Origin of the sequence: Chromohalobacter nigrandesensis (genome assembly GCF_023061285.1) — a bacterium.
GTDB classification, from domain to species: Bacteria; Pseudomonadota; Gammaproteobacteria; order Pseudomonadales; family Halomonadaceae; genus Chromohalobacter; species Chromohalobacter nigrandesensis.
Window position 1 is genome coordinate 15,970 of sequence record NZ_JAKGAM010000012.1, and the last position, 26,494, is coordinate 42,463.

The window sequence follows — 26,494 nt, forward strand, 5'->3', positions numbered from 1 at the left end:
CTCTCGATTGCGGGTTCATGCGTCCTGCACGAAGCGCGCCACGGCGCGTTCCAGGCGGGCCATCCCTTCACGGACTTCCGCCTCGGAGATCACCAGCGACGGCGCCATGCGCAGCACATTGGGGCCGGCGACCAGCGCCATCAGCCCCTCTTCCATGGCCAGCGGCAGGATTTCCTTGGCACGCCCTGCGTAGGCCGGCGCCATCTCAGCCCCGAGCAACAGGCCCAGGCCGCGCACTTCCTTGAAGATGTCGTACTCGCGATTGATCGCTTCGAGGTGCTCCTTGAACAGCGCATGGCGATGCATGACGCCTTCCAGGACCTCCGGGGTGTCGATGGTTTCCACCGCCGCCAGCGCCACCGCGCAGGCCAGCGGATTGCCGCCGTAGGTGGAACCGTGGGTACCCACCGCCAAGGAGGGGGCCACGCGGTCGGTGGTCAGCATGGCGCCGATCGGGAAACCGCCACCCAGCGCCTTGGCACTGGTCAGGATGTCCGGGGTCACGCCGTAATGCATGTACGCATAGAGATGCCCGCTACGGCCCACGCCCGATTGCACTTCGTCGAATACCAGCAGCGCCTGATGCGCGTCGCACAATGTGCGCAAGCCGCTCAGAAAGTCGGGATCGGCCGGTACCACGCCGCCCTCGCCCTGCATCGGCTCAACCACCACGGCACAGGTCTCGTCATCGATCAGCGCGCGCACGCTGTCGAGGTCGTTGTACACGGCATGTTCGATACGCCCGGGAATTGGGCCGAAGCCTTCGGAATACTTGGGCTGGCCACCGACGCTGACCGTGAACAGGGTGCGGCCGTGGAACGACTGGCGGAAGGAGATGATCTTGTCCTTGTGTGCACCGACGTTGTCGTATGCCCAGCGCCGGGCCAGCTTGAAAGCTGCCTCGTTGGCCTCGCCGCCGGAGGAGCAGAAGTACGCCTTGTCGGCGAAGCTACGCTCGACAAGCGACTTGGCCAGGGCCAGCGCCGGCTCGTTGGTGTAGACGTTGGAGAGATGCCAGACCTTGTCGGCCTGTTCCTTGAGCGCCGAGACCAGCGCGGGATGACAATGGCCCAGCGCATTGACCGCGATCCCGCCGGCGAAATCGATGTATTCGCGCCCGTCCTGATCCCACAGACGGCTGCCCTCGCCGCGCACAGGAATCGTCTGCTGCGGGGAATAGTTGGGCACCATGTAGCGGTCGAAATCGTCGCGGGTCGGTGACTGGGACATCGTGTCGGTCCTCCTGGGTGGGTCAACGAATACGGTAGGTTGGCATTGAGTATACGAGGCTGAGAGGTCTCGGGTCTTTCAGCGATGTGACGACGAATTATGAAAAGAGGTTGAGTTTTGGCGTCTACGCCCCGACTCATTCGTTTGCAGGCTCATGGTCGTGTCATCACGACGCGAGGAGCCACATCGGACACACGAGGCGCTACAAGGAGACGCACCATGCAGATCGATCTCAGCGGCAAATCCGCTATCGTCACCGGTTCCACCGCCGGCATCGGCTTCGCCATCGCCCAGGGGTTGGCCGAGGCCGGCGCCGAGGTCACCCTCACCGGCCGTACCCAAGAGCGGGTCGACAGCGCGGTGCAAGCGCTGAAAGCCGACGTCTCGGGCGCTCAGGTGTCCGGCGTCGCCGCCGATCTGGGCAGTACCGAAGGCTGCCAGGCACTGATCGACGCCCGCGCGGACACCGATATTCTGATCAACAACGTGGGCATCTTCGGCCCGCAGGATTTCTTCGAGATCGACGACGACACCTGGGAGCAGTTCTTCCAGGTCAACGTGATGAGCGGCGTGCGACTATCGCGCCATTACGCTCAGGGCATGAAGGCGCGCGGCTGGGGACGTATCCAGTTCCTGTCCAGCGAGTCGGGACTGAACATTCCCGCCGAAATGGTCCACTACGGCATGACCAAGTCCGCCGTGCAGTCGATCTCACGCGGGCTGGCCAAGGTACTGGCCGGTACCGGCGTCACCGTCAACGCGGTGTTGCCCGGGCCGACGCGTTCCGAGGGCGTGGTCAACATGATCGCCCAGATGGCCGAGCAGGAAGGCGTGTCCCAGGAGGAAATGGAAGCGCGTTTCGTCAAGGAAAACCGCCCCAGCTCGATCATCGGCCGTCTCGCCACCTCCGAGGAAGTCGCCAACATGAGCGTCTACGCCGCCTCGCCGCAGGCCAGCGCGACGACCGGCGCCCCCTTGCGAGTGGAAGGCGGCATCGTCGACAGCATGGCGTAATCGCACGCGCACGGCCCGATACCCCCGGGCCGTGTCGGCATCGTGTCGTGCGCCTATCCTCGCATGGACGCCCCACCGGCAACGTGCTAAGACAGCGGTATGTCTTTGCCGGAGCGCCGCGTCATGCTCAACACGACCGCCTGGAACCGTCTGCGCTATTCGCTTTATGCGCCGATCTATGACCTGGTGGCGGCGCGGGCGTTTCGCCGCGCACGACGCCTGGCGTTGGACGGTGTGCATTGGCGCCAGAGCCAGCGCGTGCTGCTGATCGGCGCCGGTACGGGGCTCGATTTGCCTTGCCTGCCGCGCGACATCGAAGTGCATGCCATCGATATCTCGCCGATGATGATCGCGCGCCTCAGGGCGCGTGCCGATCGCCACGGCCTCGACGTGATCGCCGCGACGATGGATGCCGCACGGTTGAACTACCCCGATGCGCATTTCGACGTGGTGGTAATGCACTTGATCGTCGCCGTCATGCCCGATCCCGAGGCCGGGCTGCACGAAGCGCACCGCGTGCTGACAAAAGACGGCCAGTTATGCGTGATGGACAAGTTCCAAAGCGATGCCCGCCCCGCCGGCTGGGGCAGGCGCCTGATGAACATCGTAACGTCGTTTGTGGCCACCGATATCACGCGTCAGGCGCGGCCACTTCTAGAAGGTGCAGGCTTCGTCATCGAGCACGATACACCGGTGATGATGGGCTCGCTGTTTCGTGCACTGCTGGCGCGCAAGGCATGATCGCTCACCGGCGCACGAACGCCTCACAACGCCTTGCTGAGCCTGACACGCGGCAGACGTTCGCCGCCTCGCGCCACCCAATCTTCGCCTTGATGCGCCCAATCGCGGCGCATCAAGGCATCCGCCAGTACCAGGCTGGCTTCGATCCGCATGCACGCCACGCCGCGCTGGCGCATTTCGCCCTCGGCGTGCTCCAACAAGCGGCTGCCCACGCCTCGACCGGCCAGCGAGGGCCACACGTAAAGCGTTTCGATACGCCCTTCGCCGGGGTCGAGCTCGCAGAACCCCACGCAGCGCCCGTCGCAGACCGCCACTAGGGTGGGATAAAGCACCTGACGCGCCGCCCAGGCTTCGGCATCGCGCGGCAGAGCCATGGTCCACGCCTCGCGTTGCGCCAGCGTGTAATAGCCGGCGGCCCCCTGCATCACGGCGTGGTGAAACACTTCCGCCTGGTCGGCGGCATCACGCGGCGTAGCCGCTCGATAGACGATTCGTTCGATCACCGTTGCCTCCTGGAAATGGCCTGCATGGCGGGTCACGCCGCAGACGCCCAACCCGCCATGGTGACGGGCACAGCGCAGCCTACACAAGGCCCAAGCGCCACACCAGCATGTCTCGTCGCATGGACCGGCATTAGGCATAATGCCACGATGACCGATTGCGATTTCTCCTCTGACGAAGCATCCAACGCGTTCACGCTCACGCCCATTGGGCGTATCGCCAGCGACTATCCGGACAAGTTCGGCATTCCGCGCCAGCCCGGGCTGGCCAGCGCCGCGCAAGCGACGCTGACGCTGACGCCGCCGTTCGACGATCCGCTTAGCGTGCGCGGGCTGGAGGCGTTCAGCCATCTCTGGCTGACCTTCGTCTTCCATCAAAGTCCCACACGCTGGACGCCGCTGGTGCGCCCGCCACGCCTGGGTGGCAATGTCAAGCACGGCGTCTTCGCCACGCGCAGCACGCATCGCCCCAACCGTCTAGGACTGTCGTTGGTCGAACTGGTGAAGGTCGACACGCACCATGGCGTGACACTGCACCTGCGCGGACACGATCTCGTCGACGGAACGCCCGTACTCGACATCAAGCCTTATCTGGCCTGGGCCGAAGCGCTCCCCGAAGCACACAGTGGCTTCGCCCCCGCACCACCACCGTCGCTTCCGGTGACGTTCTCGGCCGCCGCCGAGACACGCCTGCTGGTGCGTCGCGACGGCGACTCATTGCGTGAATTGATTCGCCAGGTGTTGGCCCAGGATCCGCGCCCCGCGTACCACAAGAACGCGCAGAACAAGCCCGAGCGTCGCTACGGCGTGCGCCTGCGCGATGTGGACGTGCGCTTCTACCCGACCACGACCAACGGCATCGAAGCACTGCACATAGAAGACATCATCGTGTTGTCTTCTCCCACGTGAACGACAGTCCCGCGTGAACGACAGTCCCGCGTGAACGACAGCGGGGCGCCCGTTGGCGCCCCGCTGGGGATAGGCCGGAAACGCGCGGCAATCAGAACGTGATGCCTATCCGCCGTCCGACTTCTTCATAGGCTTCGATGACGCCACCCAGGCCCTGGCGGAAGCGGTCCTTGTCCATCTTCTCGCGGGTATTGGCGTCCCACAGGCGGCAGCCGTCCGGCGAAAACTCATCGCCCAGGGTTACCTTACCGTCGAACATGCCGAACTCGAGCTTGTAATCGACCAGCAGCATGTCGCCATCGAGAAACAGCTGCTTGAGAACGTCGTTGACCTGGAAGGTCAGCGCTTTCATGGTCGCCAACTGCTCGGGCGTCGCCCAGCCGAACGTCTCGGCCAGCGACTCGTTGATCATCGGGTCACCGTTGGCGTCGTCCTTGAGGAACAACTCGAACGTCGGCGGTGTCAGCGTCTGACCTTCCTCGACGCCGAGACGGCGCACCAGCCCACCTGCGGCGACATTGCGCACCACGCACTCGACGGGAATCATCTCGAGGTTCTTGACCACGCATTCGTCGTCGGAGAGCAGCATCTCGAAATGCGTCGGAATGCCCGCCGCCTGAAGCTTTTCCATGATGAAAGCATTGAACTTGTTGTTGACCGTGCCCTTGCGCGCCAGCGATTCCTTCTTCTTGCCGTCGAAGGCGCTGGTGTCGTCGCGGAAGTGCAGGATCAAACGCTGCGGGTCATCGGTGCGGTAGACCGACTTGGCCTTGCCCGCGTACAGTTCGTCACGTTTTTCCATGGGGTCTCCACAATGGCCCTCGCGGGGCCGGCTGGCTCTTGTCTGGGCGCGGATCGCACGACCCGCGACGTATACTATTCAAGGCATTCTACGCTGCCAACGACGCGCGGCCTCGACTCACGCGATGCTCTGCCAGGCGAAGCCGTGTTCCTGCGCCGATACCAACAGCCGCGACTCATCGCCGGACAACAACGGCGTCAGCGCTTCCAGCGCCAGTTCGGGACGATTGTTCTCCACCGAGATATGCGAACACACGATACGCTGCAGGCGATCCAACCCCAGCCGCGTCAGGAGCTCCGCGGCCTGAACATTGGCCAGATGCCCCCAGTGCCCCCCGACCCGCCGCTTGAGGTTGCGTGGGTAGGGGCCGACATCGAGCATACGGCGATCATGATTGCACTCGAGAATCAACGCATCGCAACCCCGGAACGCATCGATGACGTGTTCGCTGGGATAGCCGAGGTCAGTGAGCACGCCCAGGTGACGCCCATGCGCGCGAAACCGAAACTGCACCGGCTCGCGGGCATCGTGGGGCACCGTGACCGCCTCGATCTCCAGTCCCTTGATCGCGAAGCATGACTGGGGCACCACCCACTCATGTCGCGGTACTTCGCCCAGCCGCCCCGAGAGCCAGGTGCCCGCGGTCAGGTAGACCGGCATCGCATAGCGCCGCGCCAGGGGCCCTACGCCACGAATGTGATCGCCGTGCTCATGGGTGAGGAGAACGGCATCGAGCTGGCGGGGATGCAGGCCGAACTGCGCGAGACGACGTTCCGCCTCGCGCATACCAAAGCCGCAATCCACCAGCACATGCGTTTCACCGTCACTGACCAGCGTGGCATTGCCCTTGCTGCCGCTACCCAGCGATGCGAAACGCAGGGCCGCCTGAGGCTGATCCATCATGCCGTCCGGCATCTCAGCGCAAGGTCGCCGCCACGGCGTCGAGCACTTCACGGGCATCGCCCGAATCCACTGGACCGCCGTCTTCGCTGCTGACCTGCACCTGCGTGGCGGTGCCGCCACTGGCACTGACATCGAGACGGTAGCGCTGGGTCGCATCGTCACCGCCGAACCAATCGAACCAGCCGGAATCGTCATCGCGAGCGGTGTAGTCGACCACGAACTGACCGGCACTACGGTTCTGGTCGACCAAGGCGCCGCGTTGGTCCTCGAAGTTGTTCTCCAACTGATAACGCAGTTCCGGCCAGGCACGCTCAAGATTCAGCGCCAGCTCGAGCTGCCACTCACCACCATGGTTCGATAAGCGTACGCGCTCATCGCTCGCCAGCGGTTGTGCCGCCAGAGACACGCCTTCCTGGTCACCGACATTGTCGTTCAGGTAGCGCTGCAGCGCGTCGAGGCACCGGGTTTCGTTGCTGCTGCCTTCACAACGCACCTCACTGGAGCCGTCACGCAACCCCTGACGGATGCTCAACGTCCCCAGGCTGGTCTCGAGACGCCCGCTATCGGCATCGGCACTGTCAACATTGGCGCCTTGCGCGGACGCAAATCCCTGTAGCATCGGCCAGACACCGCCCGGCGCGGCATTGACGACCAACCAGCGTTCGTCGCCAGCCTCGCGCGATTCGACGAATGTCGCCTCGGCTTCCTGGCTAGAAGCCAGCGGACGTGGACGCGGCACGTCGAAGTCTTCGTCCGTGGCCGCGAAATCACTCTCGGCGTCAGGTACCGGCATCGCGTCCTGGTAACGTGACGAATCGCGCGAGTCCGGCAGCGTCACTGGCTCGACCATCTCGGCATCGGCGTATTCGGCGTTGCGGTCGTAATAAAAACCGGAACGGCTACAGCCACTTACGATCAGAGTGGCGCCGATGATCAGCGGCATCCATTTAAGGACGGGTTTCATGCATCCACCTTCTTTATGCGTTGATCGGCGTCGAGGAGCATCGCTAACGCAGGTAAACGTCTGACCTCCCGCTCACGACGGTATGTCAATCTTCGGCCACATCGGCGAGCTGGAGTGCCTCACTCACCGTGGAGTGGTACTTCTCGGATAGCCACGTCATCGGCAGGCGAATGCCCTGCTCCGCCAACCCCATGCGGTTGAGCGCCCACTTCACCGGGATCGGATTGGCCTCGACGCCCAGTGCGGTATGCAGCGACATGAGACGTGAGTTGATCTGATGCGCTCTTTCGGCATCGCCGGCGACGGCGGCCTCGCAGAGATCGTGCATGGCATGCGGCGCGACATTGGCAGTCACGGAGATATCGCCGTGGCCTCCCATCAACATGAACTCGCACGCCGTGGGGTCGTCACCGGAATAAAGCGCGAAGCCGGTACCCTTGAGGCGATCGACCAGTTCCTCGGCGCGCTCCAGATTACCGGTGGCGTCCTTGAGCCCCACGACGTTCTCGATTTCGGCGAGACGGAATACGGTCTCGTTGTAGATATCCGAGCAAGTGCGACCGGGCACGTTGTAGAGAATGACCGGCAATCCGCCACCCTCGGCGACCGCCTTGAAATGCTGGTAAAGCCCTTCCTGAGTGGGCTTGTTGTAGTAGGGGGCCACCGACAAGCAGAGGTCCGCGCCGACTTCGCGTGCGTAACGCGCCAGCTCGACCGCTTCCGAGGTCGCGTTGGCGCCGGTACCGGCAATCACCGGAACGCGGCCGTCGACTTCCTCGACGACGCAGCGAATGACGTCGAAATGTTCGGCGAACGACATGGTGGTCGGCTCACCGGTGGTGCCCGCCGCGACGATGGCATCGGTGCCGTTGTCGAGATGGAATCCCACCAGGCGACGCAGCGCCTCCCAGTCGATATCGCCACTGGCCTTCATCGGTGTCGCCAAAGCGACGATGCTGCCTGTGATCATGCTGCAGTGCTCTCCTGTGAATCGGGCCAGCGTGCCACCGGCATGCGCGGGCGATCAAAATGCGCGTATCGCCAACCGGGCGTTTCGAGCGCCGGACCGGCTTTTTCTGTCATGATGTCGATCAACATCAAATGGTACTCAGCCAGCTTCATCCTGTACAGAAGCGGCGTGCTTTGACACGCGCGCCTGGCGGTTATGTAATCTGGACTATCCACGTTCAGGCAATGCTATCTTTCACGTCACTTTCATATCAGCACGCAAGGAACCCTCATGAGCGTCAGCATCGGCCAGCCCGTTCCCGATTTCACCGCCCCGGCAACCGGCGATACGCAGATCACCCTTTCCGACTACCGTGGCCAGCAGGTCGTGATCTATTTCTATCCCAAGGATAGTACCCCGGGCTGCACCACCGAAGGGGGCGATTTTCGCGATCACAAGGCCGACTTCGAGGCCGCGAACACCGTCGTTCTCGGTGTCTCGCGAGACGGGTTGCGTGCCCATGAGAACTTCAAGGCCAAGCAAGGGTTCAATTTCGAGCTGATTTCCGACAAGGACGAAGCGCTATGCCAGCTCTTCGATGTCATCAAGCTCAAGAAGCTCTACGGCAAGGAACATCTGGGGATAGAGCGCAGTACTTTCTTGATCGACACCGACGGCAAACTGGCGCGCGAATGGCGCAAGGTGAAGGTCAAGGGCCACGTCGAGGAGGTCCTCGACGCCGCCCGTGAACTCAACGCGACGTCCTGATCACTGCTCTGCAGGCGGAGATCGCAGGCCTGGGTCGCGCACACCGCGCGGCCAGGCATACACCAGCGCCTTGAGCAGGGTCGCCAACGGAATCGCAAAGAATACGCCCCAGAATCCCCAGATACCGCCGAAGAACAACACCGCGAGGATGATCGATACCGGGTGCAGGTTGACCGCCTCGGAAAACAGGATCGGCACCAGCACATTGCCATCCAGCGCCTGAATAACGGCATAGGCCAGCAGGACGTAGGCGAGTTGATCGCCGATGCCGAAGTGGAAACCTGCGACGGCCGCCACTGGCAAGGTCGCCACCGCCGCGCCGATGTATGGCACCAGCACCGACAAGCCGACGATCAGTGCCAGCAAGGTGGAATAGGGCAACCCGAACGTCCAGAAGGTAATGAAGGCGACCACGCCCACGATCAGGATCTCGATCGCCTTGCCGCGAATGTAGTTGGCGATCTGATCGTCCATCTCATGCCAGATGCGCGTCATCAAGGTACGCTTCTTGGGTAGCAGGGACAGCAGGAACAGCGTCAGGCGCTGGCGGTCCTTGAGCAGGAAAAACACCAGAATCGGCACCAATACCAGATAGACGATCACGCCCAATAAATTGCCCAACGACGCCAGCGACAGCGTCAGCGCCCGCTGACCGAGCTGGGTCGCTTCGCGCCCGGCGGTGGCAATCCACTGTTCGATTTGATCGGGGGTGATCAAGGTCGGGTAGCGCGACTGCAAGGCATCCAGCAATGCCTGACCACTGGCGAACATACGTGGCGCTTCCTGCACCAGTTCGACCATCTGGTTCCAGACCAGCGGCATGATCACCAAGGCCAGCGCCAATAATGCCCCCATGAAAATCAGGAACACGACCAGTACCGACAGCAGGCGTGGCAAGCCTCGCCGTTCCAGCCACGCGACCACGCCTTCCAGAAGGAAGGCCAGCACCAGAGCAGTGAAGAACGGCGCCAGCATCCGGCCCAGGCAAATGACAGCGGCAAAGCCCAGCACCAGCACGATAAGCAAGACGACCGCTTCCTCATCCGAGAAATAGCGCTCCATCCACCCCTTGAAGAGGCCTTTCATCGTCATGCGGTGCTTCCTCGTTCGCCCTTGCGCAGCCAATAATAGTAGACGCCGTCCCTTTCTTCGCGCGCCTCCAGGCAGTGCGTGCCCTGCGCGGCAAAGGTCTCGAAATCCTGCCACGAGCCCACATCGGTCGCCTGAACCTCAAGCAACGCGCCCACCTCGAGCGTCGACAGGGCCTGCTTGGCCTTGAGCAGCGGCAACGGACAATGCAGGCCGCGTGCATCGAGCATATGATCGGGTTGCAACGCCATCTGCGTCCCCCAGCGGTTGGGTAGTTGAAAACGCACCGATTTAAAGGCACTTTGCCAGTCAGTTCAATGTCGAAGACAACGGTAGCATGGCGTGCACCATGCCGTCGGCCTACCCGCCCCGTCGCGTCATTCAAGAGGATGCCCATGCCACGTCGCTGGACGCTGCTTCCTGCCCTATTCCTGGCTCTGACATTTGGCGCCTTTGCGTCGAATGCCCTGGCACAGAACGATTACGGCCTTCCCGAGCTGGGTGGCTCGAGTGCCACCGTTTCAAGCGGTGAGGAACACCGCCTGGGACGCGCCTGGCTACGCCAGTTCCGCGCCCAGACCGACGAGTGGCAGGACCCCATCGCGCAGGATTACATCCATGGCCTGGTGGCACGCCTGTTACCGCATACCGGGGTCCACGACGACACCGTCATCACCTTGGTCGACAGCCGACTTCTCAATGCCTTCGCCGTGCCAGGCGGCGTGGTCGGCGTCCACAACGGCCTGTTCACCTTCACCGAGACCGAGGATGCCCTGGCCTCGGTAATCGCCCACGAGCTCGGCCATCTGTCGCAGCATCATTTTGCGCGCCGCATGCAACGCGTGGAAGAGACACAGTTGCCCACCATGGGCGCCATGCTGGCCGGCATGGTGCTTGCGGCGGGTGGCGCAGGCGATGCCGGGCTGGCTGCCATGGTCGGCTCGCAAGCGGCATTCATCCAGGATCAGCTCGCCTATTCGCGGCGTTTCGAGCAGGAAGCCGACCGCGTCGGGCTGGAGGCCCTGGCCGACGCCGGTTTCGACCCGCAGGCCATGCCCGAACTCTTCCGCGTCATGCAACGCTTAGCCAGTCTCCAGGGCGGCAATCCGCCGGAATTTCTGCTCACGCACCCGGTTACCGAAGCCCGCATCGCCGACACCCAAGCCCGCGCCGACCAGTTGCCCTCGCCCGCACCGCACGATAGCACGGCCTTCAGCCTTATTCGCGCTCGCGCCCTGCTCGCGCTGAATCGCGACAATCCCGACCAGGCCATGACCCAGCTACGTCAGGACGATCCTCCTGACGCCGCGATACGCTATCTGCAAGCGCTGATCGACGCCCACAACGACCATACCGCACAGGCACTCGACGCCATCGACCGATTGAGCGCAGCGCAGCCGAATCTCTCGATGCTGCCGGCCAGCGCAGCCCAGGTAGCGCTCGACGCCGGCCAGCGCGATGCGGCATTGATCCGCGCCCGGCGCATCCTGCGTCTGCAACCGGACTACCGCCCGGCGCAGCTCATCGAAGCCGAGGTCCTGCTGCAGCAAGCCCCACGCCAAGCATACGATATCTTGCGCCGCATGAGCGATCAGTACCCCGAGGATCCGCAGGTTTTCTCCCTGCTCGCGGAAGCCGCCGGACGTAGCGACCGCAACCTGTGGGGCATGCTCGCCCGCGCCGAGCAATTGCAACTGACCGGCCATATCGACCGCGCCATCAAACAGCTCGACATCGCCGAAGAGACGGCACGCAACCAAGGCGATTTCGCCATGGCCAGCCGCTTGGTTGAGCGCCGCAAGGCGTATTTGGGGTATCGGCAGACGCTCCAGGACTTCTAGGTTCTCTACGACAACTACCGTCAGTGACGCGGGATGCGTTCGTCGCGCGGGCTGATGCCGAAATGGTTACGGTACGCCGTAGAGAAATGCGCCCCGGAGGAAAAGCCCGTGGACAGGGCGATGTCGCCGACCGCCTGCTCGTTGTCACGCAGCAATTGGCGGGCCTTCTGAAGACGCAGTTCCAGATAGTAACGGCTGGGCACCGCCTGCAGATACTTCTTGAACAACCGCTCGAGCTGCCGCCGGGAAATCCCCAGGTGTTCCGCCAGCTCGTGGGTGGTCAACGGCTCCTCGATGTTCGACTCCATCAGCGTCACCGCGTCGACCAGACTCTGCGGTGCGTGCGAGAGGCGCGCGCGCAGCGGTACATGCTGGGGCTCGTCCGCCATGCGGATGCGCTCGCAGACGAAATGCTCGGAGACACGTTCGGCCAACCGCGCGCCATGCTGCTGGGCGATCAACGTCATCATCATGTCCATCGCTGCCGTACCGCCCCCGCAGGTCAGGCGGTCACGGTCGATCTCGAACAACTGATGCGAGACATGCACGCCGGGAAAATCCCGCGTGAACGCGTCGGCCCCGGCGACGTGCAGCGTGACCCGATAGCCTTCCAGCACGCCAGCGCGAGCCAGCACCTGGGTGCCACCGGCGATGCCGCCCAGCATGACCCCGCGTGACGCCAGCCGTTGCAACCAGCCATGCAAGGTCGGGGACTCGCTTGCTGGCGACGGACTCACGCCACACACCATGAGCATGTCCAGATGCTGGACATCGCTGCCCGCCACGCTTTCCGGGGTCAACGCCAGCTCTGCGGCACTTCTGACCGCGCGCCCATCGAGCCCGAAGGTACGCGGCACATAGAGTCGACGCTCGGCCAGCAAGTTAGCGACGTGCAACGGCTCCATGGCGCAGGCCTGCGCCAGCAGCGAAAACCCCGGCAGCAGCAAAAACCCCACCTGGCGTGGTGCATCGTGGCGCGCTTCACTGTCTGGCATCGAGCAGCGCCTCCACCAACGCATCCGTCTCGCGGTCGATCTGCGCGACGCGTGTAGCGATCACAGTTGCACGACGTCGAACTCCGCCACGGGATCGACGTCCGCCTCGTAATCGACATCCTCGCGCTCGAAGCCAAATAGCTTGAGAAAATCGTGCTTGTAACCGGCATAATCGGTCAGCGTGAAGAGATTGTCGGTGGTCACCTGTGACCACAGCTCCTTGCACGGCTGCTGCACGTCATCGCGTAGCTCCCAATCGTCGAGACGCAGACGCCCCGCTTCGTCGGTACCCTGCTCTTGTGATGCATACAGACGCTCGGCATACAGACGGTTGAGCTGATCGATGGTGCCTTCGTGCAGGCCCTTCTCCTTCATGATCTTGTAAACCATCGAGATATAAAGCGGCATCACCGGAATCGCCGCGCTGGCCTGGGTCACTACCGACTTGAGCACCGCTACGTTGGCGCTGCCGCCCTCTTTGGAAAGACGCGCGTCGATCTCGCCGGCGGCGCGATCGAGGTCTTCCTTGGCCTTGCCCAGCGCGCCATGCCAGTAGATCGGCCAGGTAATCTCGGTGCCGATGTAGCTGAACGCCACGCTGCGTGCGCCCGGCGCCAACACACCCGCTTCGTCCAGGGCGTCGATCCACAACTCCCAATCCTCACCACCCATGACGGTGATGGTATCGGCGATCTCTTCCTCGGTGGCCGGCTCCACGGAGGCCTCGGTGATGGCATCCTTGTTGGTGTCGATGGCCGTGGCAGTGTAGGTCTCGCCGATAGGCTTGAGGGCGGAACGCTTGAGTTCGCCGCTATCGGGCATCTTGCGTACCGGCGAGGCCAGCGAGTACACCACCAGATCGACCTGGCCCAGGTCCTGCTTGATCAACTCGATGGCCTTGGTGCGCGCTTCGTGCGAGAAGGCATCGCCATTGATCGCCTTGCTGTAAAGGCCTTCTTCCTTGGCGAACTTGTCGAACGCCGCCGAGTTGTACCATCCCGCCGTGCCCGGCTTCTTCTCTGTGCCCGGCTTCTCGAAGAAAACCCCAAGCGTCGATGCCCCATAACCGAAGGCCGCGGTGACACGCGCGGCCAAGCCATAGCCGCTGGAGGCGCCGATCACCAACACCTTCTTGGGGCCATTTTGCTGTTCGCTTTGCGGAATATTCGCACGCGTGGTGGCAATCTGCTCGGCGACATTGCGCTCGCAGCCCTTGGGGTGCGTCGTCGTACAGATGAAGCCACGAACCTTGGGTTTGATGATCACAGAGGGGACCTCTTTGCTGACGTCATTCGTTGATCGCGGTCGAAACCGCCACGGAGAAACGCGCGCCAATGCACGGTTTCTTTATTGTGGGGCATTCTAGCGGGTGATGGCGTCCATGTCCGCACCCCCTTGCTCGCCATGGCCGAGTGGCCGAAGATGCCCCTTCACAGCGAAGGTCCAAAACATGCACGACCCCAACGAGCTTGAAACCCTACTGGAACGCCGTGGCGCCCTGTGGTTGGCACTCTCGCCTTTATGGCTCGAGCGCGAGCCCCGGGAGCGCGAATACACCCGAATGCTCGAGGTGATCGAGACACAAGGGCATACGCCTCAGGAGCTGGAGATGATCTATCGCCTGGAGATGGCGCCGGTCATGTCACGTCGCCAGATGTCGGTGGCCGGCGAATGGCGCGCCTTCGACGAGGACCGCCTGCTGCTCGACCTGGCACGCCACACGCGGCGCTTGCATGGCTGGCGCAAGGGCTTCTGGCTGCTGTTTTCCGGGTTGACCACGATGATGAGTCGGCCACGCTTCGACATCCTGGTCGAACGTCTGCATGCGACCGCGCCATGAGCCGTACGAGCGTCATGCCGAGAACGGAATGTCCAGTGCCCGCTCGATATCCGCCGCCATACGGCGTGGCGAAACGCGCGGCGCAAAACGCCGAATCACATGGCCATCGCGCCCCACCAGGAACTTGGTGAAATTCCACTTGATGGGGGTACTGCCCAGCACGCCCGGCGCCTGGCGGCGCAGCAACACGAACAGCGGATGGGCATCGCGCCCATTGACGTGCACCTTTTCCATCACCGGAAAGCTGACCCGATATTCACGCATGCAGAAGGCGCCAAACCCCTCGGCCGACTCCGGCGTCTGGCGACCGAACTGATTGCAGGGGAACGCCAGCACGGTGAAGCCTTGATCGTGGTAACGGCGATACAGCCACTCGAGCTCCTTGAGCTGCGGCGTATAACCGCAGCGGCTGGCGACATTGACGATCAACAGCACCTGCCCGCGCAGCGCGCGCAGATTGAAGGGCTCCATCCGATTGGTATGGCAATCCTGGCTATATAGCGTCATGGCGGTCGCGCATCACGTTCATCGTCGGAGATACCTCTTCATTGTCGTCCGCCTGCGCCAGGGCTTCAATCGTTCCCTGCCGTCAACCAGCCCTGGGCGAGCATGCGCTCCAGCGCGACACGACTGTCCGGCGTGGCATCTTCCAGGGCCAACGCGGCCTCCACCGTCAACCAGGTGGCATCGGCGACTTCGTCAGCCTGCAGGACCAGCGGCCCATCGTAATCGACCACGAAGGCACTGCCATGAATGAAGTTGCCACCATCGGTATAACGGAACGTGAAACACGGCGTCAACGACACGCCCTCGATGCCGAGTTCTTCCGCCAGCTCGCGACGCGCGGCGACATGCTCCGCCTCCCCCGCGCCGACCACGCCCCCGGTCGCCAAATCATGATAGCCGGGAAAGACTTCCTTGGTCAGCGTGCGACGCTGCACGCATAGCTCGCTCCGTCCATTGCGGACGAACACGTACGTCGCACGGTGCCAGAAGCGAAAGCGCCGCATCAGCCGACGCGAGGCACTGCCACAAGGACGATTGCGAGCGTCCACCAGTTGGATGCGCTCATCCTTGATGACCGGCTCGGGCAATACCCCAAGCGTTGCGGAAGACGACGGCGTGACCATGGCGTGTCCTGTGACCTGTGACGTATCGATGCGAAAAGGCTTCAGCATGCCAGAGCCCGGGCATCGCGTCATGTCGAATCCACTAATGGACATGCAGAAGGCCTACACCAGAAGCCTGGGGCGCACGTCAGGCTGGGTTATCGCAGGCACGGCGGCGGGCCGGGGGCGAGCGCTGCGTCAACGCACCGATAAAAGCGGTGAGCGACAACGCCGCCACGACACCGCCATACACGTACGTCGTCGGCAGCAGGCCCATGTGCTGCGTCGCCACGCCGCCAACCATGGCCAAGAGGCTGGCGGACAAGTAGCAGATGACATAAAACGCCGCCATCAACGCCGAGCGCTCGGTGGGCGGTGCCAATGGCATCACCGTACGCATGGCGCCCATGAAAGCCGCCCCGAAACCAATCCCGGCAACGGCCGTGCCGCTCAACAGCACCGCCACGCTGCGCCAATAAACCCCTAGCAACAGCACGCTCATGCCGACGATCAAGCAGCCCGTGCCGATGAGCACGGCCACACGAGGCGGCTTGCCGCGCAGCGTCAACACACTGATGGCACCCACGCAGGGAAGCAGGAACGTAATCAGGCAACCCACCAGCGGGTTATGGATACCGCTGACGGTCTCCACCAGTGTAGGACCCAACGACAGTGAGAAACCGCCCAGCGCCCAGGACGAAATCACCGCTGCCACCACACGCAGCAGCGGCCCTCTGACCGGCGGCGGTATATAGGCGCGTGGCCGTAGCGAGGCCCAGACACCCGGGCGCGGTGTCACGCTCTCGCGGATGCGCCCCAGCAACAGGCCTTGAACCATCAGGACCGCAGCCAGGAGCGCATATACCAGATGCAGCGGTGCGGGGGCGTACGTCACCAGGATGCCCGCGATCAGAGCACCGATGCCCATGCCGAAAAGCGGCGCGATACTCGCCATGACGGGCCCACGCTGGTGATCACTATCAAGCATGGCCGCTGCCAACGCGCTGGTCACCACACCGGTCGCGATGCCCTGGAGAATACGTGCCACCATGAGCCACGCCAGACTATCGGCCCAGAAGAATACCCCCAGCGACAGGATTTCGCCCACGATGGCACCCGCCACCACCGGTCGCCGACCGATATGATCCGACAGCGATCCTGACACCAGCAGTGCCCCCAGCAAGGCGAACACGTAGCTGGCAAACACCAGCGTCAGCATCGTGGCGGAGAATCCCCACGTCTGCTGATACAGCCGGTACAACGGTGTCGGGGCACTGGACGCCGCCAGGAAGGTGATCATCAAGATGGCATAATAAGCCAGTTGCCCGAGGCGCGGCGTCGGGTAGGCATTCGTCGTACCCGTGGATGAAGGCGGTGACATGGTGAAGTCCATTAATGCTAAGATTGTGCGTTAGTAGCAGTCTGAACTTAGCAGGCTCATAAAGCAAATATTTTGCGTTAGGTAACCATGGCTATCAAAGAAGCCGTTCGTCCCGGGGGACGCAGCGCACGGGTGCAAGAGGCCGTGCATCAAGCGGTGCGCGAGTTGCAGACCGCCAAATCCCGCGAGGAACTCAGCGTTCCGCAGATCGCGCACAAGGCCGGCGTAACGCCGTCGACGATCTATCGCCGCTGGGGGAATCTTGCCGAGTTGCTGGCGGATGTGTCCCTCGAGCGCCTTCATCCCGACGACGAACCACCACATACCGGTTCCTTGGCGAATGACCTACAGGCCTGGGGCGAGCACTATCTCGACGAGATGACCTCGCCAACCGGCCAGTGCATGCTCGGCGATATCATGGCCAGTGCCGAACGCGAACGACGCCAACGCTGCTACCGTTACAATGAAACGATCATGGCATGCCTGCGTGAACGCGCCGTGATGCGCGGCGAAGCCACGCCGTCGGTCGAAGACTTGATGGACGGCGTGATCGCGCCGATGACCTATCGGCTGCTTTATGCCCCTGACACGGCGACGCCCGAGCGGCTCAGTCGCTGGATCGCGCAGACGCTGTCGAGTACCGACATGCCCGGCTAATCCCACCAGGGTCGCATTGACCCCGGCACGACGTCTGGCCATGCTCGAAGCACAGCGCAGTCCGCTGCCGCCTTCAGGAGTCGCTTCCATGTCCGACCACGCCGCTCGCACTCATCTCGCCACGCACGACGTCACCAACCAGCCCCCGCTCGGCGGCGACCATGACCTCTTGAAAGAGGACACGGCCCTGCACGAGGCCCTGACCCGCGAGGCCCCGGACTGGGTCGCGACGCGTCTCGCCCCGCTCGCCCGCGAGGCCGGGCGTGACACCTGGCAAACCATCGCCGACGAGGCCAATCGGTACCCTCCCGAGCTGCACTCGTTCGATCGCCACGGGCGCCGGCTCGACGAAGTGCGCTACACCGAGGCCTATCATCGCTTGATGCACTTGGCCTGCGATGGCGGCTGGCAGGCCGTAGCCTGGGAACAGGAAGGCGAAGGCGGTCACCAGGCGCATGTCGCCGCGCTTTATCTCTTGACCCAGGTCGAACCGGGGTTCTGCTGCCCGATCACCATGACCCACGCCGCCTACCCCGTGCTACGCCACGACAGAACCGTTCTCGAGACATGGGGACCGCGCCTGCTGGCAAACGATTACGACCCCCGCGCCCTGCCCGCCAGCGACAAGCGCGCGGCGACCTTCGGCATGGCGATGACCGAGAAACAAGGCGGCAGCGACGTGCGCCGCAATACCACTCAGGCGACGCGCCAGCCGGATGGCAGCGCGCGTCTCATCGGCCACAAGTGGTTCTGCAGCGCGCCGATGTCGGATGCTTTTCTAACCCTGGCCCAGGACGACGCCGGCATTGGCTGCTTCCTGGTACCGCGCTTTCGCCCCGATGGCGAGCGCAACGGCATCCAGTTGCAACGCCTCAAGGACAAGTGCGGTAACCGCGCCAACGCCTCGGCCGAAATCGAGTATGTCGACGCCTGGGCGCACCCCATCGGCGACCCGGGACGCGGCGTCGCCACCATTCTCGAAATGGTGCAGCAGACCCGGCTCGATGCCGCCACCGCCCCCGCCGGCATGATGCGCCAGGCGACGCTCGAGGCCTGGCGCCACGTGCAAGGCCGCGAAGCGTTCGGCAAACGCCTCGCCGACCAGCCCTTGATGCGCCGCGTGATCGCTGACCTGGCCCTGGAAACCGAGGCCAGCCTGGCACTCTGCCTGCGCACCGCCCGCGCCTTCGACGGCGCCGCCCGCGATCCACATGAGCACGCTCTGGCGCGTCTTCTCCCTGCACTGGCCAAGTTCTGGCACAACAAGCGTGGCCCGGCGTTCATGGCCGAGGCCATGGAATGCCTCGGCGGCATCGGCTACGTCGAGGAAGCACCGCTGGCGCGGCTTTATCGTGAGGCGCCGGTGAATTCGATCTGGGAAGGTTCGGGCAATGTCATGTGTCTGGACGTGATGCGCGTGATGGCCCGCCATCCGGAAAGTATCGCCGCCCTGCGCCAGGAGCTTGCCCTGGCACGCGGCGCTCACCCCGATTTCGACCGAGCATTTGAAGCCCTCGAACGACGTCTCAAGGCCACGCCGGACGTGCTGGAAGCCCAGGCGCGCTGGCTGACCCAGCGCCTCGCGCAATGTCTGCAGGCCGCGCTGCTGTTGCGCTACGCACCCAATGCTATCGGCGAGACTTTTTGTGCGGCCCGCCTCGGCGAGGAGGCCTCACCGTTGTTCGGCGTCTTGCCGTCTCACGCGCCGCTGGACGCCATCCTTGAGCGAATCGCGCCTTGAGGGTGGTTGCTACGCTCCATCAACCGATGACGATGCGCAGCGCCAGGCCCAGCAGCAAGACACCGGTCGCCCGGTTGATCCAGTGCGCGCGTGCCTGAAGCCAGGGTAAAACCGCCGAATGCGAGAGCGCCAGCGCCACCAGCACGTACCAGCCAGCGTCGATCAGTGACGCGGTCGCCACGATCAACGTCTTGGCCCCCGCGCCCATGTCGGCGCTCACGAACTGGCTCAACAAGGCCACAAAGAAAAGAATCAGCTTGGGATTGGCCAACGCCACCAGCACGCCGTCCCGCGCGGCCACACCAGGGCGACTGGCCACACCGCCGGTCTCCAGGGCCCCGCCCCGGCCAGCGCGCAACGCCTTCACGCCCAGCCAGGCCAGGTACGCCGCCCCGCCCCAGGTAATCGCCTGGAACAACAGCGGCTGATGAACGATGACCGCGCCCAGACCCCACACGGTCAGCGCCGCATAGAAGCCCACGCCCGCCGCATGGCAAACACCGGCGACCACGCCCGGCACGCGCCCACCGCCTAGCGTATGGCGCAGCACCATCGCCAAACTCGGCCCCGGCGACATCGCCCCCATGGCACACACCGCCGCCAGCGACAGCCACAAACTCAGTGACATCGCACAGGCTCCGTCATGAAATAAGCGCGCAACTTAGCGGTCGGCGTCCTTCATGCGGCCCTGGCAATCGCGCTCGATGACGTTGCGTTCACCCTCGTCGTTCTCGCGGTAAAGCTCACCTTCGTCATCCTGGGTGTGCCAGATGTAGGCGAGCTGTTCGTCGTCGCTGGCATAGCGTGCGTCGGCGCCCGAGGCAATTTGATGCATGGGAATGGAATCGTGACCGTAGCTCAACATGGCACTATCGGTGTCAGCGCCATATTGGAAATAGGTCACCGACAGCGATGTGTCTCCCTCACACTGGTAAATCTGGGTATGCTGATCGGCGCGATCATCATCGCCACCTTGCATGGCACACCCCGTCATCAAGGTCGCTAGCGCCAACAGGGTAAGACTGACAGGTTTCATCGGAACTCCTTATCCAAAAACATCATGATGGAAGCACGATACGACACGGCGTTCTCAAAGGCGTACCGCATCCATTTTATGATCGTACAATATGCTGCAGACATCTTATCTTAAACGACGCGTGACACACCCAACACGCACCGGGATATTTAGTGGGCATCATTACGGCGCTCTCAACCCATCACACGGAGGTCAGCATGACGAATTGCGCGCGAACCGACCATCATTGCCAGCGTTGCGAAGGCCCGTTGCCGTTCGCCTTCAGCATGGCGTTCCAGCCCATCGTCGATGTCGCGACGCAACGTATCGTCACTCATGAGGCCCTGGTACGCGGCGTCAATGGCGAATCGGCCTACCAGATACTTTCCCAAGTATCGGACGGCTTGCTCTACCGATTCGATCAGGCCTGTCGCGTCAAGGCCATCGAACTGGCCGACCAACTCGAGATGACAAGCGCGCTCTCGATCAACTTCCTGCCCAACGCCGTCTATGAACCCGAGGCCTGCATACAGGCTACATTGGCTATTTCCGAACGCGTGGGATGGCCCGCCGAGCGCCTGGTGTTCGAAATCACCGAAACCGAAAGCGTCACCGATCGCGCCCATTTGCGCAGCATCATCGACACCTATCGCCGGATGGGCTTCACCACCGCCCTGGACGATTTCGGCAAGGGCCACGCCAACCTGGATCTGTTGGTCGAGTTGCGCCCGGACAAGCTCAAGATCGACCGTGACCTGGTGATGGACTGCCACCACGACAGGCGTCGTCAGGTCCTGCTCAAGGCGGTGGCCGACATCGCCACTCAGCTCGACATCGAGATGGTCGCCGAAGGCATCGAGTGCCGGGACGAAGCGCGCTGGCTGCATGAGGAAGCCGGCATCGTGCAGCATCAAGGCTTTTATTACGCACGTCCCGCGTTCGAGGCACTGCCGTCGGTCACGGGTTTTTCAAATATCACAGACATCTCGAACGGCTAGCCAGAAGAGTAGTGGTCAAGTGTTTTTGGCCACTGCCTTTTGAGCATTCCAGCACTTCAACAAGCACTTCATGCCAAATAGAACGCGACGCACTATCAACAAGGCGAGTACGCGATGACACTTCGTTGACACATAAGGCTAAGGGAGCAAAACCAAGCGAGGAAGGGAACTGCTAAGTGCTTGATTTAGTTGGTGCCCGGGGTCGGACTCGAACCGACACGGTGTCGCCACCGGCGGATTTTGAATCCGCTGCGTCTACCAATTTCGCCACCCGGGCAGCGGAGACGTATTATACGGAGCAGATTGGCGACGTCAATCATCCGGACCTGACTTCGTCGCCTGTCTCGACTATCATAGGCCGCCTTCGCTGAGCGTACGCCGCGCGTGCCTCATCTCCGATTTCCGTTTTTCGATTACAGGTCGTTTTCTCCAACGCCATGCAGCGCGCCGATTTCCATTTCGATCTCCCCGATGAGCTGATCGCTCGTTACCCGTCCGAGAAACGCAGCGACTGTCGGCTACTTTGCCTGGACGACGCCAGCGGCGAAATTCAGCATCGACATTTCACCGACCTGCTGACGCAGCTCGAGCCCGGCGATCTGCTGGTGTTCAACGACACCCGTGTGATTCCCGCGCGGCTGTTCGGACAAAAGGCCAGCGGTGGGCGCGTGGAGATGCTTCTCGAACGCCCGCTGGATGCGCATCGCGGTCTGGCACACCTGCGCGCCAACAAGGCTCCCAAGCCCGGCACCGAGCTGATTTTCGAGGGCGATATCCACGCAGTGGTCGAGGAGCGTCACGAGGCCTTGTTCGAGCTGCGCTTTTTAGGCGAGACACCGCTGATCGCGCTACTCGAACGCCACGGGCACATGCCGTTGCCGCCGTATATCGACCGCGAGGACGAGCTCGATGACCGCGAGCGTTATCAGACCGTCTACGCCCGTCGCGAGGGCGCGGTGGCAGCGCCCACCGCCGGCCTGCATTTCGACGAGGCGCTGATGGCAGCGCTGCGCGAAAGGGGCGTGGAGATCGGCTATGTCACCCTGCATGTGGGCGCGGGCACCTTTCAGCCGGTCCGCGTGGACGATATTCGCGAGCACCATATGCACAGCGAATGGCTGGAAGTCGACGAGACGCTATGCCGCCAAGTCGAGGCCACCCGAGCACGCAGCAAGCGCGTAATCGCCGTGGGCACGACCAGCGTGCGCTGCCTGGAAACCGCTGGCCAGGGCCACGACGACGGCCGTATTGCGCCTTACCGTGGCGACACCGATATCTTCATCTATCCCGGTTACGCTTGGCGCTGCGTCGATGCACTGATCACCAACTTCCACTTGCCCGAGTCGACCCTGTTGATGCTGGTCTCGGCATTTGCCGGCTATCGCCAGACCATGCGTGCCTACCGCGAAGCCGTTGCCGAGCGCTACGCCTTCTTCAGCTATGGCGATGCCATGTTCCTCAGCCGGTCGGCAACGTCACATCCGTCCCCCGAGACTTCTCATGCGTAACGAGACCTCCCATGCCTAACGAGACTTCCCATGCGTAACGAGACTTCCCATGCGTAACGAGAGCTTCATGCGTTTCGAGCGCCTCGCCGAAGATGGCATGGCGCGCCGTGGCCGTTTGAGCTTCCCCCGCGGCAGCGTGGAAACGCCCGCTTTCATGCCCGTCGGCACCTACGGTACAGTCAAGGGCATGACGCCCGAGTCGGTCGAGCAGATCGGCGCCGAGATCATCCTCGGCAACACCTTTCATCTCTGGTTGCGGCCGGGCACCGAGGTCATCGAAACCCACGGCGACCTGCACGACTTCGCCCAGTGGCACAAGCCGATCCTCACCGATTCGGGCGGCTTTCAGGTCTTCTCACTGGGCGACATGCGCAAGATCACCGAGGAAGGCGTTCACTTCCGCTCGCCCGTGGATGGCGCCAAGGTCTTCATGGGACCCGAGGAATCGATGGCCGTGCAGCGCGCGCTGGGCTCGGACATCGTGATGATCTTCGACGAGTGCACGCCCTATCCGGCCACTGAGGAAGACGCCAAGCGCTCGATGGAGATGTCGCTGCGCTGGGCCGAGCGTTCGCGCATCGCGCATGGCGATTCGCCCTCGGCGCTGTTCGGCATCATTCAGGGCGGCATGTATCCCGAGCTTCGCGAGCGCTCCCTGAAGGGGCTTTTGGACATCGGCTTCGACGGCCTCGCCATCGGCGGACTATCGGTGGGCGAACCCAAGGAAGAGATGCTCAAGGTACTCGACTACCTACCGGGCTGGATGCCGGACGACAAGCCGCGCTACCTGATGGGGGTCGGCAAACCCGAGGATCTGGTCGAAGGCGTGCGGCGCGGGGTGGATATGTTCGACTGCGTGATGCCCACGCGCAACGCGCGCAATGGCCATCTCTTCACGGCCGAAGGCACCGTCAAGATCCGTAACGCCCAGCATCGTCACTCCACACAGGCACTCGAAGCGGAGTGCGATTGTCATACGTGTCGGCACTTCACGCGCAGCTATCTGCATCATCTGGATCGTTGCGGCGAAATGCTCGGCGCCATGCTCAATACCATCCACAATCTACGCTATTACCAGCGTGTCATGGCTGGTTTGCGCACTGCCATTGAAGCGGGTACATTGACAGCCTTTGTCGAAGACTTCTACGCACGGCGTGGCATGCCGGTGCCGGCGCTGTCAGCGTGATCGAATGCCATCCGGGACACGCTCTCGGGCACAGATTCACCCTCACTACCATCCGGAGATAACAATCCATGCTGGAGTTTCTCATTCCCGCAGCTCATGCGCAGGATGCTTCCCCCGCAGGCGGCGGCATTGCCCAGATCGTCATGCTGGTCGGCTTCGTACTGATCTTCTATTTTCTGCTCTGGCGTCCGCAGTCCAAGCGTGCCAAACAGCACAAGCAACTGATCAGCAACCTTTCCAAAGGCGATGAGATCGTCATCGGCGGCGGCTTGATGGGACGTATCACCAATGTCGGCGACGATTTCCTCAGCATGGAAATCGCCGAAGGTACCGAGGTGAACGTTCAGAAAAGCTCTGTCGCTGCAGTGTTGCCCAAGGGCACCTTGAAGTCCATCTGATTCCCTATCAGGAGGCGCGAAACCGCCCCTCCTCAACGCCACCGACCATATTCTATGGTCGGTGGTTGTCTTCTGCATCAGCAACAAGGACAGGGCTTCCATGCTCAACCGTTATCCCCTGTGGAAGTATCTGCTGATACTCATCGTACTTCTCGTCGGCATCGTCTACGCATTACCCAATCTTTATCCCGCCGACCCCGCCGTTCAGATCAGCAGTACCGCCAGCGGCAGCGCACTCGATCAAGAGCGCCTAGATCGCTTGACCCAAGCGCTCGAGGACGAAGGCATCGATATCAAGCAAAGCGAGCTGGATGGCAATAGTGCGCTGATTCGCCTCGACGAGGCCGATCAGCAAATCGCTGCCCGCGACATCCTCGACGAGCGGCTGGGCGACGCCTATACCGTGGCGCTCAACCTCGCCGATGCGACACCCGACTGGTTGGCCGGCCTTTCAGCCGCGCCCATGAAGCTCGGCCTCGACCTCCAGGGCGGGGTACACTTCCTGCTCGAAGTCGACATGGACGCCGCCGTCCAGCAACGCCTGGAGGCAAATGCCAGCGCTGTCCGCAGCATCCTGCGCGACGAGCGGATCCGCTACCGTGACACCGATATCGGTGACCGTACGATCACGTTCCAGTTCGCCAACGAGGACGATCGCGACGAGGCGCGCGGTTTGATCACCGACCAGTTCCCCGACTTCGACTACGAGAACGAAGACAGCGACCGCGGAGCCGCCCTGGCGATGACCTTCACCGAGGAGGCCGTGGAAGAACTACAGGACTACGCCGTCAATCAGAACCTGACGACGATCCGCAACCGCGTCAACGAATTGGGCGTCTCGGAGCCACTGGTGCAGCGCCAGGGTCCCAGCCGCATCGTCGTCGAGCTACCCGGCGTGCAGGACACCGCCGCCGCCAAGCGTATCGTGGGCGCCACGGCGAACCTGGAGTTCCGCCTGGAAGCCCGCTCGGATACCCCCGACCGCGAGATCGAAACGCTCGACTTCCGCAATGACGAAGACCGTAATGCAGAGTTGATGCGTGACGTCATCGTCACCGGCGATCATGTCTCCAGCGCCAGCCGCAGCTTCGACCAAAACAACCGTCCGCAGGTCAATATCAACCTCGATGGTACCGGTGGCTCAATGATGAGTCGTGCCACGCGCTCCAATATCGGACGCAACATGGCAGTCGTCTTCATCGAGCACAAGACGCGCACACGTACAGTCATGGAAGACGGTGAAGAGGTCGAAAAGCGCGAGGCTTATACCGAGCGCGGCATCATCAGCCTGGCGACCATTCAAAGCACCTTGAGCAACCGCTTCCGCATCACCGGTCTCGATTCCTCGAGCGAGGCGGCAGACCTGGCCTTGCTGCTGCGCTCCGGCTCGCTGGCGGCGCCCATTTATTTCGCCCAGGAGCGCACCATCGGGCCTAGCCTGGGTGCTCAGAACATCAATCAGGGCATTCTCTCGGTAGAACTCGGCCTGTTGCTCGTGGTGCTGTTCATGCTGGCGCGCTACAAGGCCTTCGGCGTGGTCGCCAACATCTCTCTGGGGCTCAACCTGGTGCTGCTGGTCGCCGCGATGTCGATGCTCGGCGCTACACTGACGCTCCCCGGGATCGCCGGTATCGTGCTGACACTAGGCATGGCAGTGGATGCCAACGTCTTGATATTCGAGCGAATACGTGAAGAGATCAGAGCCAAGATGCCTGCCCAGCAAGCGATACATGCCGGCTTCGAGCGCGCCTTCACCTCGATCGTCGACGCCAACATCACCACCCTGCTGGTGGCAGTCATACTGTTCTCGATCGGCACCGGACCGGTCAAAGGCTTCGCCGTCACACTGTCGCTGGGCATTCTGACCTCGATGTTTACCGCCATCCTGGTCTCACGTGCCCTGATCAACCTCACCATCGGCGGACGCCCGCTGAAGAAAATCTGGATCTGAGGAGA

At 62.8% G+C, this 26,494-nt stretch carries 29 protein-coding genes and 1 tRNA gene; 13 read left to right on the forward strand and 17 right to left on the reverse strand.

Annotated elements, in window-relative coordinates:
• Nucleotides 1-15: 15 nt before the first annotated feature.
• Entirely contained in the window at nucleotides 16-1,230 is a 1,215-nt protein-coding gene (locus L1073_RS13390) for an aspartate aminotransferase family protein (RefSeq protein ID WP_246900030.1), read from the reverse strand.
• A gap of 219 nt (nucleotides 1,231-1,449) precedes the next feature.
• Between L1073_RS13390 and L1073_RS13395 the strand changes: the two genes are divergently transcribed.
• Both L1073_RS13395 and L1073_RS13400 read left to right on the forward strand, forming a co-directional pair.
• Complete coding sequence (locus L1073_RS13395) at nucleotides 1,450-2,244, forward strand: SDR family NAD(P)-dependent oxidoreductase (protein ID WP_246900032.1); 795 nt, start codon at nucleotides 1,450-1,452, stop codon at nucleotides 2,242-2,244.
• 123 nt (nucleotides 2,245-2,367) lie between these two features.
• On the forward strand, nucleotides 2,368-2,985 hold the full coding sequence (locus L1073_RS13400; RefSeq protein ID WP_246900034.1) for a class I SAM-dependent methyltransferase: 618 nt from the start codon (nucleotides 2,368-2,370) through the stop codon (nucleotides 2,983-2,985).
• Nucleotides 2,986-3,008: 23 nt separating this feature from the next.
• On the opposite strand, the gene L1073_RS13405 is transcribed toward L1073_RS13400, so the two are convergent.
• Complete coding sequence (locus L1073_RS13405; RefSeq protein ID WP_246900036.1) at nucleotides 3,009-3,488, reverse strand: GNAT family N-acetyltransferase; 480 nt, start codon at nucleotides 3,486-3,488, stop codon at nucleotides 3,009-3,011.
• A gap of 147 nt (nucleotides 3,489-3,635) precedes the next feature.
• Here L1073_RS13405 and tsaA point away from each other — a divergent pair, with 147 nt between their 5' ends.
• Nucleotides 3,636-4,394 (forward strand): tRNA (N6-threonylcarbamoyladenosine(37)-N6)-methyltransferase TrmO, encoded by a 759-nt coding sequence (tsaA, locus tag L1073_RS13410; protein WP_246900038.1) that lies wholly within the window; start codon nucleotides 3,636-3,638, stop codon nucleotides 4,392-4,394.
• Nucleotides 4,395-4,485: 91 nt separating this feature from the next.
• Here tsaA and purC read toward each other — a convergent pair whose 3' ends face one another.
• From purC to L1073_RS17265, 5 genes are all read right to left on the reverse strand, one after another.
• Nucleotides 4,486-5,196 carry a phosphoribosylaminoimidazolesuccinocarboxamide synthase gene (gene purC, locus L1073_RS13415; protein ID WP_246900039.1) on the reverse strand — a complete coding sequence of 237 codons (711 nt, stop codon included), beginning with the start codon at nucleotides 5,194-5,196 and terminating at the stop codon, nucleotides 4,486-4,488.
• A 117-nt stretch (nucleotides 5,197-5,313) separates the two neighbouring features.
• Entirely contained in the window at nucleotides 5,314-6,096 is a 783-nt protein-coding gene (locus L1073_RS13420; RefSeq protein ID WP_246900041.1) for an MBL fold metallo-hydrolase, read from the reverse strand.
• A gap of 16 nt (nucleotides 6,097-6,112) precedes the next feature.
• Entirely contained in the window at nucleotides 6,113-7,063 is a 951-nt protein-coding gene (locus tag L1073_RS13425; RefSeq protein ID WP_246900043.1) for an outer membrane protein assembly factor BamC, read from the reverse strand.
• Between the two features lie 85 nt (nucleotides 7,064-7,148).
• Nucleotides 7,149-8,033, reverse strand: coding sequence for a 4-hydroxy-tetrahydrodipicolinate synthase (dapA, locus tag L1073_RS13430; RefSeq protein ID WP_246900044.1), 885 nt, complete (start codon nucleotides 8,031-8,033; stop codon nucleotides 7,149-7,151).
• Nucleotides 8,030-8,161 (reverse strand): hypothetical protein, encoded by a 132-nt coding sequence (locus tag L1073_RS17265; RefSeq protein WP_281506095.1) that lies wholly within the window; start codon nucleotides 8,159-8,161, stop codon nucleotides 8,030-8,032. The genes dapA and L1073_RS17265 overlap by 4 nt, the downstream gene beginning before the upstream one ends.
• A gap of 142 nt (nucleotides 8,162-8,303) precedes the next feature.
• Here L1073_RS17265 and L1073_RS13435 point away from each other — a divergent pair, with 142 nt between their 5' ends.
• Complete coding sequence (locus tag L1073_RS13435) at nucleotides 8,304-8,780, forward strand: peroxiredoxin (RefSeq protein WP_246900045.1); 477 nt, start codon at nucleotides 8,304-8,306, stop codon at nucleotides 8,778-8,780.
• Here L1073_RS13435 and L1073_RS13440 read toward each other — a convergent pair whose 3' ends face one another.
• Nucleotides 8,781-9,872, reverse strand: a complete 1,092-nt coding sequence (locus tag L1073_RS13440; protein ID WP_246900047.1) for an AI-2E family transporter — start codon at nucleotides 9,870-9,872, stop codon at nucleotides 8,781-8,783.
• Nucleotides 9,869-10,120 (reverse strand): sulfurtransferase TusA family protein, encoded by a 252-nt coding sequence (locus tag L1073_RS13445; RefSeq protein ID WP_246900197.1) that lies wholly within the window; start codon nucleotides 10,118-10,120, stop codon nucleotides 9,869-9,871. Before L1073_RS13445 ends, L1073_RS13440 begins: the two co-directional genes overlap by 4 nt.
• A gap of 144 nt (nucleotides 10,121-10,264) precedes the next feature.
• Between L1073_RS13445 and L1073_RS13450 the strand changes: the two genes are divergently transcribed.
• Complete coding sequence (locus L1073_RS13450; protein WP_246900049.1) at nucleotides 10,265-11,710, forward strand: M48 family metalloprotease; 1,446 nt, start codon at nucleotides 10,265-10,267, stop codon at nucleotides 11,708-11,710.
• Between the two features lie 20 nt (nucleotides 11,711-11,730).
• Here L1073_RS13450 and L1073_RS13455 read toward each other — a convergent pair whose 3' ends face one another.
• Nucleotides 11,731-12,705 (reverse strand): GlxA family transcriptional regulator, encoded by a 975-nt coding sequence (locus tag L1073_RS13455; protein ID WP_246900051.1) that lies wholly within the window; start codon nucleotides 12,703-12,705, stop codon nucleotides 11,731-11,733.
• A 60-nt stretch (nucleotides 12,706-12,765) separates the two neighbouring features.
• Nucleotides 12,766-13,971, reverse strand: a complete 1,206-nt coding sequence (gene fabV / locus L1073_RS13460; RefSeq protein ID WP_246900053.1) for an enoyl-ACP reductase FabV — start codon at nucleotides 13,969-13,971, stop codon at nucleotides 12,766-12,768.
• Between the two features lie 184 nt (nucleotides 13,972-14,155).
• On the opposite strand from fabV, the gene L1073_RS13465 reads away from it, so the two are divergent.
• Nucleotides 14,156-14,545, forward strand: a complete 390-nt coding sequence (locus L1073_RS13465) for a DUF7079 family protein (RefSeq protein WP_246900054.1) — start codon at nucleotides 14,156-14,158, stop codon at nucleotides 14,543-14,545.
• A 12-nt stretch (nucleotides 14,546-14,557) separates the two neighbouring features.
• Here L1073_RS13465 and L1073_RS13470 read toward each other — a convergent pair whose 3' ends face one another.
• From L1073_RS13470 to L1073_RS13480, 3 genes are all read right to left on the reverse strand, one after another.
• Nucleotides 14,558-15,052, reverse strand: coding sequence for a glutathione peroxidase (locus L1073_RS13470; protein WP_246900056.1), 495 nt, complete (start codon nucleotides 15,050-15,052; stop codon nucleotides 14,558-14,560).
• A gap of 65 nt (nucleotides 15,053-15,117) precedes the next feature.
• A complete protein-coding gene (locus L1073_RS13475) occupies nucleotides 15,118-15,723 on the reverse strand; it encodes an NUDIX hydrolase (RefSeq protein WP_246900058.1) in 606 nt (201 codons plus the stop codon).
• A 79-nt stretch (nucleotides 15,724-15,802) separates the two neighbouring features.
• Nucleotides 15,803-17,035 carry an MFS transporter gene (locus L1073_RS13480; protein ID WP_246900060.1) on the reverse strand — a complete coding sequence of 411 codons (1,233 nt, stop codon included), beginning with the start codon at nucleotides 17,033-17,035 and terminating at the stop codon, nucleotides 15,803-15,805.
• 87 nt (nucleotides 17,036-17,122) lie between these two features.
• On the opposite strand from L1073_RS13480, the gene L1073_RS13485 reads away from it, so the two are divergent.
• Both L1073_RS13485 and L1073_RS13490 read left to right on the forward strand, forming a co-directional pair.
• Entirely contained in the window at nucleotides 17,123-17,692 is a 570-nt protein-coding gene (locus L1073_RS13485) for a TetR/AcrR family transcriptional regulator (RefSeq protein WP_246900062.1), read from the forward strand.
• 88 nt (nucleotides 17,693-17,780) lie between these two features.
• A complete protein-coding gene (locus tag L1073_RS13490; RefSeq protein ID WP_246900064.1) occupies nucleotides 17,781-19,433 on the forward strand; it encodes an acyl-CoA dehydrogenase family protein in 1,653 nt (550 codons plus the stop codon).
• A gap of 19 nt (nucleotides 19,434-19,452) precedes the next feature.
• On the opposite strand, the gene L1073_RS13495 is transcribed toward L1073_RS13490, so the two are convergent.
• The gene (locus L1073_RS13495) at nucleotides 19,453-20,061 is read right to left on the reverse strand and encodes a LysE family translocator (protein WP_246900065.1); all 609 of its coding nucleotides are present in this window, start codon (nucleotides 20,059-20,061) and stop codon (nucleotides 19,453-19,455) included.
• A 33-nt stretch (nucleotides 20,062-20,094) separates the two neighbouring features.
• Complete coding sequence (locus tag L1073_RS13500) at nucleotides 20,095-20,469, reverse strand: MliC family protein (protein ID WP_246900067.1); 375 nt, start codon at nucleotides 20,467-20,469, stop codon at nucleotides 20,095-20,097.
• Between the two features lie 197 nt (nucleotides 20,470-20,666).
• Between L1073_RS13500 and L1073_RS13505 the strand changes: the two genes are divergently transcribed.
• The gene (locus L1073_RS13505; RefSeq protein ID WP_246900068.1) at nucleotides 20,667-21,446 is read left to right on the forward strand and encodes an EAL domain-containing protein; all 780 of its coding nucleotides are present in this window, start codon (nucleotides 20,667-20,669) and stop codon (nucleotides 21,444-21,446) included.
• Nucleotides 21,447-21,636: 190 nt separating this feature from the next.
• Here the strand turns inward: L1073_RS13505 and L1073_RS13510 are convergent.
• Nucleotides 21,637-21,723: transfer RNA gene (locus L1073_RS13510), tRNA-Leu, on the reverse strand.
• Between the two features lie 160 nt (nucleotides 21,724-21,883).
• On the opposite strand from L1073_RS13510, the gene queA reads away from it, so the two are divergent.
• The 4 genes from queA (at nucleotide 21,884) to secD (ending at nucleotide 26,489) form a co-directional block, all read left to right on the forward strand.
• The gene (queA, locus tag L1073_RS13515) at nucleotides 21,884-22,954 is read left to right on the forward strand and encodes a tRNA preQ1(34) S-adenosylmethionine ribosyltransferase-isomerase QueA (RefSeq protein ID WP_246900070.1); all 1,071 of its coding nucleotides are present in this window, start codon (nucleotides 21,884-21,886) and stop codon (nucleotides 22,952-22,954) included.
• Between the two features lie 67 nt (nucleotides 22,955-23,021).
• The gene (gene tgt, locus L1073_RS13520) at nucleotides 23,022-24,140 is read left to right on the forward strand and encodes a tRNA guanosine(34) transglycosylase Tgt (protein WP_246900198.1); all 1,119 of its coding nucleotides are present in this window, start codon (nucleotides 23,022-23,024) and stop codon (nucleotides 24,138-24,140) included.
• A 68-nt stretch (nucleotides 24,141-24,208) separates the two neighbouring features.
• A complete protein-coding gene (yajC, locus tag L1073_RS13525) occupies nucleotides 24,209-24,538 on the forward strand; it encodes a preprotein translocase subunit YajC (RefSeq protein ID WP_246900072.1) in 330 nt (109 codons plus the stop codon).
• Nucleotides 24,539-24,638: 100 nt separating this feature from the next.
• Complete coding sequence (gene secD / locus L1073_RS13530) at nucleotides 24,639-26,489, forward strand: protein translocase subunit SecD (RefSeq protein WP_246900074.1); 1,851 nt, start codon at nucleotides 24,639-24,641, stop codon at nucleotides 26,487-26,489.
• The last annotated feature ends 5 nt before the right edge of the window (nucleotides 26,490-26,494 follow it).